Source organism: Acinetobacter bereziniae (genome assembly GCF_016576965.1).
Taxonomy (GTDB): domain Bacteria; phylum Pseudomonadota; class Gammaproteobacteria; order Pseudomonadales; family Moraxellaceae; genus Acinetobacter; species Acinetobacter bereziniae.
On record NZ_CP066119.1, the window covers coordinates 2,979,649 to 2,994,044 of the forward strand.

The window sequence follows — 14,396 nt, forward strand, 5'->3', positions numbered from 1 at the left end:
CCATATATTGATGTTTATAACATCATTTGGGGAGCAAAATATCACTTATAAGTGTTGTTCAAATTTCCTGATCCACCTCTATCTATCTTATTCTGCATAAGTCTTGTATTTTGCTGAATTTCAGCCATCTTTAATCGTGCCATGTCTTCCTTGTTGTTTTTATTGATGAAATATCCGATTAATAACACGATAATAATGAGCGCACCTGCAATATATTTCACAATCAGTGCACTCACATGGTCATAGAAAACGTACGATTCAACAATTGGTGACCACGTCCCAAATCGGTAAATGAAACAAAGCTCAGCACAATAGTTAATTCAAATGTGATTTTTTCCATATCATGACCACTTATTATAAAGTGCACTCAATGTAACAAAGTGTAAAGAAAAAATGAATATTTATTCGACTAAATATGTGTAAAACTATTAACACTTTATTTAAATGAGTTTTCATCTAAAGTACATCAGAAATTAAATTTTCATTAATTTAAATCTTCTAAAATAAAAACCACTTTGATTGAGTCAGTCATGTGATACGCCCATTTTTAATTGATTTACAAAAATGATCTTAGAAAGTGTTTAGGGCAAATTGCTAATTTTTTCTTTATTGTAAGCTAAAACGACATTTGGCATTATTGATTCCATCTTTTAACAGTGAATTGGTATGCAAATTTCTAAAATAAGACACTATATATTGATAATGTTGTGTACAACCGCAAGTAACTTTGTTTACGGCTGTGAACCTGCAACACCAGATTGGGCAATGCTTTTTCAAGCTGCTGATAAAAACCAAAATAAATTCATTGAAAAAAATGAGTGGGTTGCACTAAATCTATTAAAAGAGCCAATGCCATGGGTAGATCCACCATCAAAAAAAGACCCCAATCGGTTAAGTATATTCGAGAAATTAGATGATGATAAAAATGGGAAACTCAGTAAAAATGAGTTTGCTGAAGGTGTCTATAGTTACTATTTTACAAATCCATGTGCGGAATTAGATTATCGAGAGCAAATTAAACCAGATTCTACATAGCAAAAATTTATGAATAATTTATTTAAAAACTAACCACTATTGAATAGTCTTCTTACGAGAGTATAAAAACTGGACTGTGATAACTCGGCTTTAATCAAATCATTAAATCACCATTACTATGTGGAACTACTAAATCTCAATAAATTTATTTATCTAATTGAAAATCTTTTATAAAACTTTGCTTAATGCTAAAATTGTTTAATTGAAAAACTAATCAAACTAGCACTTGATTGACGAATATATATTATGAAAAAATATGAAATTCAGCATCGTGAAAGTCTGAAACAAAGTGCATCTATCTCCCCATTGGTTGTTCCTTTAATTATTGGAATAGTATATGGTACAGTTATTGTTTTCCAAGGAGATATTACTGGCGCTTTTGCTATGTTTTTTCTATGTCTTATGTTTGGACTTCCCCTTACATATACTATTACTTTTGCACTAGTTTTACCGATGGCCATTTTTCTTCGTAAAATAAATGCTCTCACTTCTTTAAAATTATGTCTTTGGTGTACTCTAATTGGGCCAGTTGCATTCTATCTCTACATTTATTTACTAAATAGTGGACCAGAACGGATGTTTGACATCTATGGGATCATCTTCTCCCTAATTTGCGGATTTATTTCAGGCGGGGCTTTCTGTGTCATTGCTAGAATTAGAATATCTGCTAATTAACTAAGCTAAAAGGGGCTTTAAATATTAAAATAACTATTCAATAATCTAAACAAAAAAAATTACTTCTTGATAATTTCTTAACTAATGTTGGAGCATGATCTAATCGAGATGATGCTAAAACATCTTATTATTCACAATAATAATTCATGTGAAATAAAAAAAGTTAAATTTATCTCAAAAATGGTTAAATTTTTAAGAAGCTCAATGCGATGATTTTTTAGCAATTTATAACCAAGGAATTTCCGCAAGTTTTGAGTTTAATTTATCCTGCCAACCATTATAAATCAAAAAAACATAGAATTTTTAATTTTTTTCGTTTATCAGATGAATGAATTTTGAAATTATCCTTACCTGCTCTTATAGCTAGTTAAATAAACTATGCTACATTTGATTAAACCCAATATCTAAAGCCTCAAGAATAGTTTTCTGTTGTTGGCTAACAATATGTCTGACTTTTCTTTTTAGTATAGACCAAGCTTTTTCAATTGGATTGAGGTCTGGAGTATAAGCAGGCAAATACATCAGTCTAGCATTGTACTGGCGAGCCAATTCCTCAATTTTTCGACCTTTGTGAATAGAAGCATTATCTAAAATTAGTAAATATTTTTGAGGCTGACCATTTTTATCTCTTGTTAGATCTTTGAGTAAATATTCAAGCCAGCCAGTAAAAGTATTGCGATCACATGAGCCCTTAAAAATTAGGGGAGCAATGAATTTAAACGTTGCACTTGATCGAACAGCACTGATTATATTTAGTCTACTTCCATGCCCACCTGTTCTTAATGCACGACAACGTTTTCCTTTCTCAGACCAACCATATTCAGCAACCTCATTGGTATTTATACCTGATTCATCAATGTATAAAATATACTCTTCACCATATTGCTGTTTCCATTGTGGCAGGAACCATTGGAATACTGCTCGTCCTATTTTGCAGGCTTGTCTGTAGAGAAAACTCTTTTTTTATAACTCCATCCCAGTTTTTTTAAAGCAAATAAGATATTGGCATAGCTGACGGAATAACCAAATCTTTGCTCAAATAATGGCACCAGATATTTAGCCTGTGAAAATGATGTTGTTTCAACAAAGATTTTGAAAGCCTTTAGGTCTTTAATTTTATAGGGTCGACCTGCTTTTTCGGGATGTGGTCTATTCGCATTTCCTTGGAGATGTTCGAGCTGAATCCAGAGATCTAAAGTCGTTCTTGCAATCTTAAAAACAGTACATGTTTTAGACTTATTCTGGCATTCTTTGTAGTAGTCTAGAGCTTTGTATCGAAAATCATTGGAGTATGGCTTAGGCATAACAGCAGTCAGTAAGGTTTTTTATAGTGTAGCAAACTTTATATATTTATCTATAATAAAAAACTAATGTAGATTCCTTTCATAAACTCTAGTTATTTATGATGTTAAGTTTTTAACTATTTGAAATTTTATCATAAAATTATGTAAAAACTTGAATACATGATATAATTTACTCAAAAACATCTCTCTTAGGAATTAAATACATATGCTGAATGTAATTTCTCTATCATACTCTAATTTAGTTAGTTGAGTGAAAGGTGCAATTCATTTATTAAAATTAAAAGTTACCTAAATTTTCACTTATACTGTATTATGATAAGCTTAGACAAACTAAAATTTAATTTTAAAACTATGGAAAGAAATAAATATCAAGAAGAGAAATATTCAAAGTTTATTAACTCGAGTAAAAGACGTATTCAACGAAGAGTTCTAAAATTAGAAAAGTCCATTGCTAAAGAAATTCATGATTATATTCAGTTAAACTACCAAAATAGATGGTTTGAAAATAACTTTGCATTTTTAAGTTGTTGGAAATTCAATAAATTAGGCTTTGGTAAATCTAATATTTTTTGGTGTGATGCGATTTATTTTGAAGATTTTCACATTGAAAATAACCGAACACTAATTTTTAATGGGTATGCTTGGATTGGTTTATTAAGCAATGTTGAATCTCAATGGAAAATTCCTGTTACTGGAAAATTCCGTATAAACTCAAATGGAAAATCATTAAAAAACTATATATTAATATTTTATAATGATAATCAAAAAATAACATTATCAAAACAATAAAAACTTATAAATTTACAAACTATTTTTTAATCAGGAAAATTTTGACCACATCAAAGTTACATTAATGCTACCCAGTAGTTTCAAGTTGCAAATTAAGATGAAATATTCTTAGATGGATATATTTCTTAAGAAATACGGGATGTATAAGAGTTCTTTGAAGAAAATTCATAATTAAAAAGTAAACTATAAAAGTATCGGTATATAAAGATATTTCGATATTTTCGCAAAAATTTTTACTCTGAAATTAACAAAGGAAATATCAAACAGCCCAATCGAATTTTGGAAAAAAATGTGTTCTGGTATGAGTCCTATGTAAAGCAAAAAGTGGAAGAATTTAAACAAGAATCTGATATTATAGCCTGCACCTAGCAGGCTTTTATTATTTTGTGCTGTGACTAGGTACTTTTGCCAAAACGGGTACCCTAACGGGTATCCAAAATCACCAAACAAAATAAATTGATAAATTTCTATAGGTTAGTATCAATATGCTTCTAATGATCGATAATTACGATAGCTTTACGTATAACATTGTCCAGTACTTTGGCGAGTTAAACCAAGACGTAAAAGTTGTTCGCAATGACGCCGTGACTTTAGAGGATATTGAACGATGGCAACCAAAGTATCTGGTCATTGGTCCTGGTCCTTGCTCTCCAACTGAGGCAGGGATTTCTATTCCAGCAATTCAACATTTTGCTGGAAAAATTCCAACACTTGGCGTTTGTTTAGGACACCAAGCGATTGGTCAAGCTTTTGGTGGCGATATTATTCGTGCCAAAACCGTGATGCATGGTCGTTTATCTGACATGTATCACAGCGATCAAGGGATTTTCAGCAATTTACCTTCACCTTTTTCAGCGACACGCTATCACTCCCTCGTGATTGATCAAGCCACAGTTCCTGAATGCCTTGAAGTTACCTGCTGGACCAATGAAACAGATGGCTCAATGGAAGAAATTATGGGTGTAAAACATAAGACACTACCGATAGAAGGTGTGCAGTTCCATCCTGAATCAATTCTGAGCCAGCATGGTCATCAAATCTTTAAAAACTTTTTAGAAATTTATGCGAAATGAGTGTAGTAGCAAATCATGAATATTCAACAAGCTTTAAATAATATCACCAAAAATATTGAACTCACTCAACCACAAATGGAAGAAGTGATGCGCACCATTATGCAAGGTGAAGCGACTGATGCCCAAATAGGCGCACTCATGATGGGTTTACGTTTAAAGGGTGAAAGTATTGACGAGATTACGGCTGCCGCGCGTGTCATGCGTGAGTTTGCGATTAAACTTGAAGTCAGTGACATTCCTCATTTAGTCGATATTGTGGGTACAGGTGGTGACGGACAAAATCTATTTAATGTATCGACAGCATCCTCATTCGTCATTGCTGCTGCTGGTGCAACGATAGCAAAACATGGCAATCGTGGTGTGTCATCAAAGTCTGGTTCATCTGATCTTTTGGAACAAGCAGGCATCAATCTTGATTTGAATATGCAACAAACTGAACGTTGTATTCGAGAAATGGGGGTTGGTTTTTTATTTGCCCCTAATCATCACAAAGCAATGAAATATGCAGCGGGTCCTCGTAAAGAACTCGGTTTCCGCAGTATTTTCAACCTCCTCGGCCCGCTTACGAATCCGGCTGGGGTAAAACGCTATGTAATTGGTGTTTTTTCGACAGAATTATGCCGTCCTTTGGCTGAAGTGCTCAAGCAACTAGGTGCTGAACATGCGATGGTGGTCCATTCTAAAGATGGTCTAGATGAAATCAGTCTAGCTTCCTCAACCTATGTGGCTGAGTTGAAAGATGGTGAAGTGACAGAGTGGACAATTCAACCAGAAGAAGTCGATATTGAATCGCAAACCTTAACAGGGCTTTCAGTCGAAAGTTCAGCTGAGAGCCTTGCATTAATAAAAGATGCGTTGGGCAAGAAAAAATCAGCAAAAGGTGAAAAAGCAGCAAGTATGATTGCTTTAAATGCTGGTGCAGGCATCTACGTTTCAGGTTTAACCAATACCTATAAACAGGGCGTCGCTTTAGCACATGATATTATCTACGGTGGGCAAGCTTTGGAAAAAATGAGCATTTTGTCTGAATTTACCAAAACGCTTAAAGAATATGAAGCTTAAGGATAGAAGGATTTGACCATGCTAGATATTGCCAATACGATTTTAGGTAAAATTGTTGATCGTAAACATGAAGAATTTACAACTCGTTTAAAACAACGTAGTTTAAAGGATGTTGAGGAGCTTGCTCATGCAGCAAGCCCTGTTCGGCATTTTGCACAAGCGTTACATAGTAAACGCCCAGGTGTGATTGCAGAAATTAAGAAAGCTTCGCCATCAAAAGGCATTATTCGTGAAAATTTTGATCCTGCCGAAATCGCTCAACAATATGAACAAGCAGGCGCTGCTTGTTTGTCCGTTTTAACAGATGTTGATTTCTTTCAGGGCGCTGATGAAAATATTCAAATTGCACGAAATCACTGTAATTTACCCGCCCTTCGTAAAGATTTTTTAATTGATCCATATGGCGTGATTGAAGCGCGTGCCCTACATGCAGATTGCATCTTGTTAATTGTGGCTTGCTTGTCTGATCAGCAACTTGAAGAAATGTCAAAAACGGCATTTGAACACAATCTTGATGTTTTAGTTGAAGTCCATGATGAAGCTGAACTTGAGCGCGCATTAAAACTTTCAGATCGTTGTATATTAGGGGTGAACAACCGTAATTTAAAAACCTTTGATGTCGATTTAAATACGTCACTGCGTTTGAAAAAATTACTTGAACCTACACGTTTGTTGGTTACGGAAAGTGGTATTGCAACACCAAGTGATGTTCAAATGATGCAAGAACATGATATTCATTCATTTTTGGTGGGTGAAAGCTTTATGAAACAACCTCGACCTGATCATGCTTTTACAGCGCTCTTTGGCACACCTGAAAACATATAACTGTTGAATAAAGGGTGAGTCTGCTTACCCTTTATACCTGTATAATTAGCCTCTATTGATAGAATTTTTTTAATGATTGAAAAGTTTTTTATTTAACTTTCATCTTTTATTGATTGTTGCATTATGGTTTTACATTTTAAATATAAGTAATATTTACATAGATTGTTCTCACAAATACCAACAATATAATTTATTTTAAGTCTGCTTATAATTGAGAATTGAGAATTGAGAATTGAGAATTGAGAATTGAGAATTGAGAATTGAGAATTGAGAATTGAGAATTGAGAATTGAGAATTGAGAATTGAGAATAATGAAATCTAAATCTATAACTCGCAGTTTTGTTTTTTTATTGTTAGTGCTGTTGTATTCGTTACAGCAAATGAGTTGGGCAAAGGAAATACCCATTTACACTGGTTCACCCTATTATATTGATTCAAAACGGATACTCTATTTTAATATCCCCCAACCATCTGAAGGTATCATTGCTGCTCAACTTGATCTTGATCAAATTTTTCCAAATATAGATATAGAGTTTCTTGAGCAAAAAAACTACCTGTTTAAAAACAACCAAATTCAAATTATCAGTTATCAAGGACCACCCATCCATATTGACTTTACTATCGACACCGAAAATAAAAAAGTTCAAAAATCAACATACCATCTTGTTTATAAAGGACAGGAACGTAGATTGCGCAAAGCAATCAATATTCAATCTCAACCGATTTCATTCGAAATACTAAATCAGTTTGAACAAAATTTTAATGTCAAATCTCAAGATTGGCTGGGTAAAAATTTGTCAGCAGAACCTTATATGCTGAATACATTAATGTTTTATGCGGCGATCAATCATTTCGATGATATGAATGAATTTATGCAAAATCTAATTAAAAATCTTACTCATAATCAGGACGTCAATGATTATAAAAAAGCCAAAGCTTTATATCTTCAATATTTAATCGAAAATACTGAGTTTAATGATATTGATTTAATTATGGCGACCATCGAACATCATGATCTGGATTTTTTAAATAATATGAGACTTAGACAGCTCAACCAAATCGTGATAGATGAAATCGAACCCTACACATTTTATTTCACGATGTGTTCACCACTGGGTAAAGCAATACGCCTCAATCAATTTCAAACTGTTGCCCTTTTACTCAACAAAGGCGCTTCAATAGAAAAAGTCTGTATTTCAAAATTTAATGAGCAACAATCAGCATTAGAAGTTGCAAAGAAATATAAAAATAAACGTGTACTAAAATTAATCGAATCATATCTCAATAAACCATAAACTTCTTGGCACTCTTAAATTTCACACCATCTTGCGAATGCAATTCAGTTCAAATTTATTCACTTTCAGACTATAATTAGCACCAAATATCGCCGTCCATTGTTTTTTGCAATTATGAGTAAGTCTGATTCTACATTTTCCAAGTCTCAACTGGATTTATTAAAGCAGTTCAAAAAACAAATCACTCATCCACACACGTCAAAAGTTGCAGCACAACCTGAAACCAAACATGTGCTTTCATCCCATGAAGATGACGTTAACGATGCCGATTTGTTTAAAACTGCTTTAACAGGTGTCACTAAACTGGATAACAGCAATATTGCTAAAATTGAGCGTAATGATGTCAGAAAAAAACCAGATGCAAAAACGCTCGCAAAACGTGCTGCCGCTGAAGGTGCATTTGAAGCTGATGATGCTGAATTATCAGATACTCAAGCAATGCTCAACCCTGTTGCCAGTCAAGCTGCATTAAGTTATCGCATTGCAACACTGCAACATAAGGTTTTTGAAGATTTAAAGGCTGGAAATCTTCGTTGGTTTGAGGCCGTTGATTTACACGGTTGTACTGTTGAAGAAGCGCGTTCCGCAGTTTTACAAATCATCCAAATGGCAAAAGATGAAAATCAAAATGTCATTAAAATTGTGCATGGCAAAGGTCCTGAAGCTATTCTTAAAACTTATGTTAATGGGTGGCTTCGTCAGCACCGCGATGTTCTGGCATTTGTGAGTGCTCCTGAAAAACAAGGCGGTACTGGTGCTGTTTTGGTGCTACTTAAACGTGCTGAAAAAAACCCAAAGTTTAATCGTAACTCATAATCCTTTATTTGATTCAATCCCAAAATCTCCCACAGTGACGGTTTATCTTGTAATTGAAAAAATTTATCGATTTTTCTGCTACAATGCCGTCCTTGTTCAAACCGTATAAGTGAACACGTTTTATGTCTATGCAGCAATCCTACGCAAATATTTTAACTGCCGTTGGCGAGGACTTAGACCGTCCTGGTCTGAAAGATACGCCTATGCGTGCGGCTAAAGCTTTTTCGTACTTGACGTCTGGTTATAGCAAAACGCTTGAAGAAGTGACCAATAATGCGGTCTTCCCTTCTGATAATGACGAAATGGTCTTGGTTAAAAATATTGAATTTTATTCTTTATGTGAACACCATTTACTTCCATTTCATGGTCGTGTACATATTGCCTATCTTCCGTCTGGTAATGTACTCGGTTTATCCAAATTTGCACGAATTACTGAAATGTTTGCACGTCGCTTGCAGATTCAAGAACAACTGACCAAACAAATCGCGGATGCTGTTGCTGAAGTGACTCAAGCACGTGGTGTTGCTGTAGTGATTGATTCAGCGCATATGTGTATGATGATGCGCGGTGTAAGCAAACAAGAGTCAACCACACGTACAGTCTCATTTGTCGGCGACTTTAAAACAGATAAAGAAGCACGCCGTGAGTTTCTTTCTGCTGTTCCAGAGGCACATTAAGACGTTTATTTGATTGCTTCAAATATAATTCTTAAAGCCTCATTCTACTGAGGCTTTATTTTACTTAGGATTTTATCATGTCTTCAATTTGGCTTGCTGGTTATGGATTAACACAAAGTGAAACGAGTGTAGACCATCCTCGTGCAGACCGTTTGGTACAGGGAAATCCAAAACGCCTTACAGAAAGCTTATATGAACATCCCAATATGAACTGTGGTATTTGGCGATGTGAAGTTGGTGCTTGGCATATTCAATTTGCAGACAATAAACAAGAATTTTTCCAAATGATTGAAGGCGTTGTTCGTCTACATGATCAACTAACCCAAACATTTATAGAAATCCAAGCTGGCGAAGCAGGTATTATTCCTCCCGGATTTAAAGGAACATTTGAAGTTGTAGAAGCCGTAAAAAAATATTTTGTAGTGGTTGAAGTTTAATTACAGCAATCTAAAAAATATGTTTTTTTAACTGGGTTCCTGCGCTGCAAACAAAGCAGTGCTTTGTTTTTGCTCATATACCCCAGCTCAACATGGCAACATCCGTGTCGACTCACGATAGAAAGACCATCGATGATTCAAAAGTACAAAATAAATGGCTCACCAAATCTTCTTAAAAATTTTATACAAACCATAAAGTCTATTGGATAAGAATGATTGAAATCAAATCACTTGTCTAAATAGGCAAAAGGTTTGACTCTATTTTCAGTTCAGATGTATGCTTTAGAAAAACAAAATTGAGTTCTTTTTATAAATGAAAAATTTATTAATTTTTATCACAATATTAAGCTCCTCTACAGCATTTGCTGACAACTTAAATAGTCAACAACTCAAGGATGTTCAGCTTGTAATTGCGTTGTTTAAACAAAAAAATATCTCAGCGATTTCAAATCATATTGTTTATCCCTTAGCACGTGAAGAACCACTTCCAAGTATCCAAAACCCCACTGAAATGAAACAACGCTTTAACCAAGTGTTTGACGCTAAACTGATTCAAAATATCGCCAATTCCAAGCCATCACAGTGGCAAAGTGTGGGTTGGCGTGGTGTCATGCTGGATAGCGGTACAGTTTGGTTAGAAGGTCATCAGATTAAAGCCGTCAACTATAGTAGTGATGCAGAACAAAAATTAAAGGCACAACTTATATCCCAACAAAAACAGAAACTATATCCGTCACTGAGAAATTTCAGCAAACCAGATTTACAGTTCAAAACAACCAAATTTCAAATACGTATCGATGAAATGCCAAATGGTCAATATCGTTATGCTGCATGGGGAGTGAACCAATCACAAACTGAAAAACCTGATTTAATTTTAAATCAGGGTAAAGTTGTAATGGATGGTTCAGGGGGAGATCATCACTATATTTTTAACAGTGGTGGTTATCAATATATAATTTATCGAAATCTGTTGGGTACAAGTGAAACGCCTGACGTGCAACTAGAAGTCACTTTAAAAGCCAAAACAGTACTTAGTCAAAATGGCTATTTATTTTAATAATATTCAGTTGTGCCTAGCCAGTCAGGATTCTGTAAGATGATCCCAAAATACAGGTTTGGGTGGTGGTGAGCTCACATTCACTTTAGCCTGTAAATGGTTGGCTAAAATAGATGTCCATAATTGTATATAACGGTTAAAAAATTCATCAGCTTGTTGAATATTTTGACTTAGATGTCGATCTTCCGCCATTCCCCTTAAAAACCATAGTGTAATAATCATTAAATCACCAACATGATCTTGCTCAGTAATCGGTTCAAGATAGTGTGCTGCAGCACTATGCACAGTATGGTACGAAGCCATCCATAGTTTCTGTAATTTCTCAGCAAGTTCGGGTTCTTGACGACTCGCCACCAATAATTCTAATAATGCTGTGATCTCAGGTGTTTTAAGTAAATTTGCGCCTGCTGAAACAAGATCATGTAAACGATCATCCGATTGTTGCATATTCTTAATCAGTTTCCCTAAGGCAATGTATATACGACGTACCAATTGCTCTGCTGTCGACTCCATCAGTGCAGCTTTGGATGGGAAATGATGAACTGGCGAACCTCTTGAGACTTGTGCAATTTGGATAATTTTACTAATTGTAGTTTTCGCATAGCCTTCTTGAATCAAACTTTGTAATGTCGCTTCGATCAAACGTGCTCGCATTGCTTCACTACGTTCATTTTGACTGCGTCGAATAGCATTTGAATGAGATATATTCATCAATATTCTGCAACCTTATTTTATGAGTAATTTGAGCCGAATAAGACCTGATTTGTTGTTATTGATAGATGTCGGCAATTCATAGCTGGGTTCAATGTCATGTGCCTTACTCTATATTTATAAATCAATATTTACAACACAGTCCAATATTTCGATCAAGCACAATGGATTGAGCAACTCATCAAAGTTTGCTGATCTCATCAAACGCATTGTGCTTGGTCTAGGTCTGCTGATATTTCATAAATGGCTTGGCTGTAGGTTAAAATTGAGCATAAAACCTATACATCGTAAGCATTAAACCAAGAAAATAGTGCGACTATTTTCTTGGTTTCATCGCGTAGGATCGGCTAAAAATACACCTAGTCGCAAACATAGACAAATGGTCAACAGACTCTGATATTCCTTATTTCTTTTTTTCTGACAATTGATAAATCAATTGTTCCATTTGTTGCATATACTCACGGTTATCGTGATCCCAAGGGTGGAAATTAGGACGAAAATAATCAATATAATTTCCCAATTGTTTTCTCAGTGCACCTATATCACCAAAAGTATAACGATAGGCTTTTTTCCAACTTGAAATATCGCTGAGCTTTCCTTCTCCTTTGACGATATTAAGAAACACAGGAATCACCAATCCCCAGAATACAATGGTTGCGATTACCAAACCAAAGCTACGGATTGTATATGCATAAGGACCCTGTCCCATTGCGGTGTTCCATACATCAAAAGCCACTGCTTTATGTTCTGTTTCTTCATAGGCATGCCAGCGCCAAATATTGGCATAATGTTGTTCTGCACCATCAAATAATTCAGGTGTACGCAACACTGAATCGGCCAATAACGCCGTAAAATGTTCTAACGCTATCGTCCCACTCAACCAAAAATAAGCGGGTAAATGCTGTTTTATCAGCCCAAAAATATCCAGTACGAGCGCTTCGAATTTTGGCGCAATGGGTGATCGAGCAAATAAAGCATTGTTGTACTCTTCATGTTCTCGACCATGCATCGCCTCTTGTCCAATAAATGCGGTAACTGCTTTTTGCAATTCAGGATCCTGAACTAAATCACGGTGTGCTCGAACAGCATCAATAAAGAAACGTTCTCCAATAGGCAATACAATGGAAAATGTATTTAATAATGCCGTAAAAATTGGACCTGCTGGTGTGTGCCAATCTGCAATTCGCTCTGCGGGCAAGTTAAATCTTACATCACGGCGAATCGGTAATGGTTCATGATATACCGCAGATTTAATAAATTTCGTTAATATTCCCATGGTTCATCCTGCCTCTGGCTGATTATCATTTTTTTAATTTAGCTGGTGCTGTATTTAGAATTTTACCCAATTGAATGTAATTCCATAGGTCATTTCGACTCATTTATATGTCATTGCATCCCTTTTATGGCTTTTATTAGAAAAAATTAATCTCGCCGATACATGGTAATGACACATGCTCCGCCTAATCCCAAATTATGCTGTAATGCAATACGGGCATGATTGACCTGACGCTGATCTGCTGTTCCTCTCAATTGCCAAACCAATTCGGTACATTGAGCCAAACCTGTTGCCCCAAGTGGATGTCCCTTTGACAGCAGTCCACCAGAAGGATTGGTGACAAATTTTCCTCCGTAGGTATTCTCCGCATCCCAAATGAATTTTTCAGCCTCACCTTCGGGGCATAGACCGAGAGCTTCATAGGTCAATAATTCGTTCGCAGTAAAACAATCATGCAATTCAATGACATCAATATCATCCACACCGATACCTGCAGCCTCATATACCTGTTGAGCGGCTTGTTTCGTCATGTCATATCCCACCATTTTGATCATACTCTTTTCGTCAAAACTTGATGCATAATCCGTGGTCATTGATTGTGCCGCTATATAGACTGGATTAGAAATCTGATGTTTTTTTGCGAACTCATCTGAGCAAAGAATAGCGGCACCTGCACCACAAGTCGGTGGGCAACATTGAAAACGTGTGAGCGGATCAAATACCTCTTCTGAAGCCATGATTTCCTCTAAGGAAAGTGTTTGACCAAATAAAGCATAAGGATTATGGCTGGCATGGCGGCGTGCTTTTTCAGCAATTTTTCCAAAGGTTTCTTTTTTTGTACCATACTTCCAACGATACTCTCGTCCTGCTCCACCAAACATTTGTGCCGCTGGTGGTGATGAATTAAACCCTTGAACATCCAACATGACTTGTGCATGTTGCCCCATAGGTGGTTCACGATCATTGAACTTTGCACCTAAGGCACCTTTTTCCATTTTTTCAAAACCCAAAACCAACACACACTCAGCAAGTCCTCCCGCTATAGCTTGTCTTGCCAGGTACAAAGCACTTGAACCTGTAGAACAGTTATTATTGACATTTAAAATTGGAATTCCTGTTAAACCCAATGTATAAGCAGCCCGTTGCCCACATGTCGAATCACCATAAACATAACCTGCAAAAACTTGCTCAATCTCTTGATAGCCAATTCCTGCATCTTTTAAAGCTTTCTCTCCTGCTTCTTTTGCCATGACATAATATTCTTCACTCGCACCCGGTTTGGTAAACTTGGTCATACCCACGCCAATCACATTAACACGTCTTAGCATTCCTTAATCCTCATTGTTTTTTGAATTCCATCAGCA

16 protein-coding genes are annotated in these 14,396 nt (G+C 35.6%); 11 read left to right on the plus strand and 5 right to left on the minus strand.

Annotated features, from left to right (window positions below; genetic code table 11):
- Window positions 1–666 precede the first annotated feature (666 nt).
- On the plus strand, window positions 667–1,035 hold the full coding sequence (locus I9192_RS14035; RefSeq protein WP_227567318.1) for an EF-hand domain-containing protein: 369 nt from the start codon (window positions 667–669) through the stop codon (window positions 1,033–1,035).
- A 246-nt stretch (window positions 1,036–1,281) separates the two neighbouring features.
- Window positions 1,282–1,710, plus strand: a complete 429-nt coding sequence (locus I9192_RS14040; protein WP_121775876.1) for a hypothetical protein — start codon at window positions 1,282–1,284, stop codon at window positions 1,708–1,710.
- Between the two features lie 381 nt (window positions 1,711–2,091).
- Here the strand turns inward: I9192_RS14040 and I9192_RS22580 are convergent, their stop codons facing one another.
- Window positions 2,092–2,640 (minus strand): IS630 family transposase, encoded by a 549-nt coding sequence (locus I9192_RS22580; protein WP_200150426.1) that lies wholly within the window; start codon window positions 2,638–2,640, stop codon window positions 2,092–2,094.
- Complete coding sequence (locus I9192_RS14050; protein WP_200149865.1) at window positions 2,637–3,014, minus strand: IS630 transposase-related protein; 378 nt, start codon at window positions 3,012–3,014, stop codon at window positions 2,637–2,639. The genes I9192_RS22580 and I9192_RS14050 overlap by 4 nt, the downstream gene beginning before the upstream one ends.
- Before the next feature lie 351 nt (window positions 3,015–3,365).
- On the opposite strand from I9192_RS14050, the gene I9192_RS14055 reads away from it, so the two are divergent.
- The 9 genes from I9192_RS14055 to I9192_RS14095 all read left to right on the plus strand — a co-directional run bounded on the left by I9192_RS14055 (window position 3,366) and on the right by I9192_RS14095 (window position 11,045).
- On the plus strand, window positions 3,366–3,803 hold the full coding sequence (locus tag I9192_RS14055) for a hypothetical protein (RefSeq protein WP_200149866.1): 438 nt from the start codon (window positions 3,366–3,368) through the stop codon (window positions 3,801–3,803).
- Window positions 3,804–4,288: 485 nt separating this feature from the next.
- Window positions 4,289–4,876, plus strand: a complete 588-nt coding sequence (locus tag I9192_RS14060) for an anthranilate synthase component II (protein ID WP_005032417.1) — start codon at window positions 4,289–4,291, stop codon at window positions 4,874–4,876.
- A gap of 15 nt (window positions 4,877–4,891) precedes the next feature.
- Window positions 4,892–5,938, plus strand: coding sequence for an anthranilate phosphoribosyltransferase (gene trpD / locus I9192_RS14065; protein ID WP_004828881.1), 1,047 nt, complete (start codon window positions 4,892–4,894; stop codon window positions 5,936–5,938).
- 18 nt (window positions 5,939–5,956) lie between these two features.
- Window positions 5,957–6,763: an indole-3-glycerol phosphate synthase TrpC gene (gene trpC, locus I9192_RS14070; RefSeq protein WP_121775282.1), complete on the plus strand. Its 807-nt coding sequence runs from the start codon at window positions 5,957–5,959 to the stop codon at window positions 6,761–6,763.
- 311 nt (window positions 6,764–7,074) lie between these two features.
- Complete coding sequence (locus I9192_RS14075) at window positions 7,075–8,058, plus strand: hypothetical protein (RefSeq protein ID WP_200149867.1); 984 nt, start codon at window positions 7,075–7,077, stop codon at window positions 8,056–8,058.
- Window positions 8,059–8,172: 114 nt separating this feature from the next.
- Entirely contained in the window at window positions 8,173–8,874 is a 702-nt protein-coding gene (locus I9192_RS14080; protein ID WP_005032424.1) for a Smr/MutS family protein, read from the plus strand.
- A 128-nt stretch (window positions 8,875–9,002) separates the two neighbouring features.
- Window positions 9,003–9,551, plus strand: a complete 549-nt coding sequence (gene folE / locus I9192_RS14085; RefSeq protein WP_171064926.1) for a GTP cyclohydrolase I FolE — start codon at window positions 9,003–9,005, stop codon at window positions 9,549–9,551.
- A 77-nt stretch (window positions 9,552–9,628) separates the two neighbouring features.
- Window positions 9,629–9,988 (plus strand): cupin domain-containing protein, encoded by a 360-nt coding sequence (locus I9192_RS14090; RefSeq protein WP_004828890.1) that lies wholly within the window; start codon window positions 9,629–9,631, stop codon window positions 9,986–9,988.
- A 313-nt stretch (window positions 9,989–10,301) separates the two neighbouring features.
- Window positions 10,302–11,045 carry a hypothetical protein gene (locus I9192_RS14095; protein ID WP_009587092.1) on the plus strand — a complete coding sequence of 248 codons (744 nt, stop codon included), beginning with the start codon at window positions 10,302–10,304 and terminating at the stop codon, window positions 11,043–11,045.
- Window positions 11,046–11,069: 24 nt separating this feature from the next.
- Here I9192_RS14095 and I9192_RS14100 read toward each other — a convergent pair whose 3' ends face one another.
- The 3 genes from I9192_RS14100 to I9192_RS14110 form a co-directional block, all read right to left on the minus strand.
- Window positions 11,070–11,756, minus strand: a complete 687-nt coding sequence (locus I9192_RS14100) for a TetR/AcrR family transcriptional regulator (RefSeq protein ID WP_004828897.1) — start codon at window positions 11,754–11,756, stop codon at window positions 11,070–11,072.
- Between the two features lie 403 nt (window positions 11,757–12,159).
- Window positions 12,160–13,032: a metal-dependent hydrolase gene (locus I9192_RS14105; protein ID WP_200149868.1), complete on the minus strand. Its 873-nt coding sequence runs from the start codon at window positions 13,030–13,032 to the stop codon at window positions 12,160–12,162.
- Window positions 13,033–13,178: 146 nt separating this feature from the next.
- Window positions 13,179–14,360: a lipid-transfer protein gene (locus I9192_RS14110; RefSeq protein WP_004828901.1), complete on the minus strand. Its 1,182-nt coding sequence runs from the start codon at window positions 14,358–14,360 to the stop codon at window positions 13,179–13,181.
- Window positions 14,361–14,396 lie beyond the last annotated feature (36 nt).

Bases quoted from the DNA above. Each gene is read 5' to 3' on its own strand.
- trpD (WP_004828881.1), top strand. From the start codon at position 4,892: ATGAATATTCAACAAGCTTTAAATAATATCACCAAAAATATTGAACTC.
- I9192_RS14105 (WP_200149868.1), bottom strand. From the start codon at position 13,032: ATGGGAATATTAACGAAATTTATTAAATCTGCGGTATATCATGAACCA.
- I9192_RS14095 (WP_009587092.1), top strand. From the start codon at position 10,302: ATGAAAAATTTATTAATTTTTATCACAATATTAAGCTCCTCTACAGCA.
- I9192_RS14090 (WP_004828890.1), top strand. From the start codon at position 9,629: ATGTCTTCAATTTGGCTTGCTGGTTATGGATTAACACAAAGTGAAACG.
- I9192_RS14040 (WP_121775876.1), top strand. From the start codon at position 1,282: ATGAAAAAATATGAAATTCAGCATCGTGAAAGTCTGAAACAAAGTGCA.
- I9192_RS14100 (WP_004828897.1), bottom strand. From the start codon at position 11,756: ATGAATATATCTCATTCAAATGCTATTCGACGCAGTCAAAATGAACGT.
- trpC (WP_121775282.1), top strand. From the start codon at position 5,957: ATGCTAGATATTGCCAATACGATTTTAGGTAAAATTGTTGATCGTAAA.
- folE (WP_171064926.1), top strand. From the start codon at position 9,003: ATGCAGCAATCCTACGCAAATATTTTAACTGCCGTTGGCGAGGACTTA.
- I9192_RS14055 (WP_200149866.1), top strand. From the start codon at position 3,366: ATGGAAAGAAATAAATATCAAGAAGAGAAATATTCAAAGTTTATTAAC.
- I9192_RS14035 (WP_227567318.1), top strand. From the start codon at position 667: ATGCAAATTTCTAAAATAAGACACTATATATTGATAATGTTGTGTACA.
- I9192_RS14080 (WP_005032424.1), top strand. From the start codon at position 8,173: ATGAGTAAGTCTGATTCTACATTTTCCAAGTCTCAACTGGATTTATTA.
- I9192_RS14050 (WP_200149865.1), bottom strand. From the start codon at position 3,014: ATGCCTAAGCCATACTCCAATGATTTTCGATACAAAGCTCTAGACTAC.
- I9192_RS14075 (WP_200149867.1), top strand. From the start codon at position 7,075: ATGAAATCTAAATCTATAACTCGCAGTTTTGTTTTTTTATTGTTAGTG.
- I9192_RS14060 (WP_005032417.1), top strand. From the start codon at position 4,289: ATGCTTCTAATGATCGATAATTACGATAGCTTTACGTATAACATTGTC.
- I9192_RS14110 (WP_004828901.1), bottom strand. From the start codon at position 14,360: ATGCTAAGACGTGTTAATGTGATTGGCGTGGGTATGACCAAGTTTACC.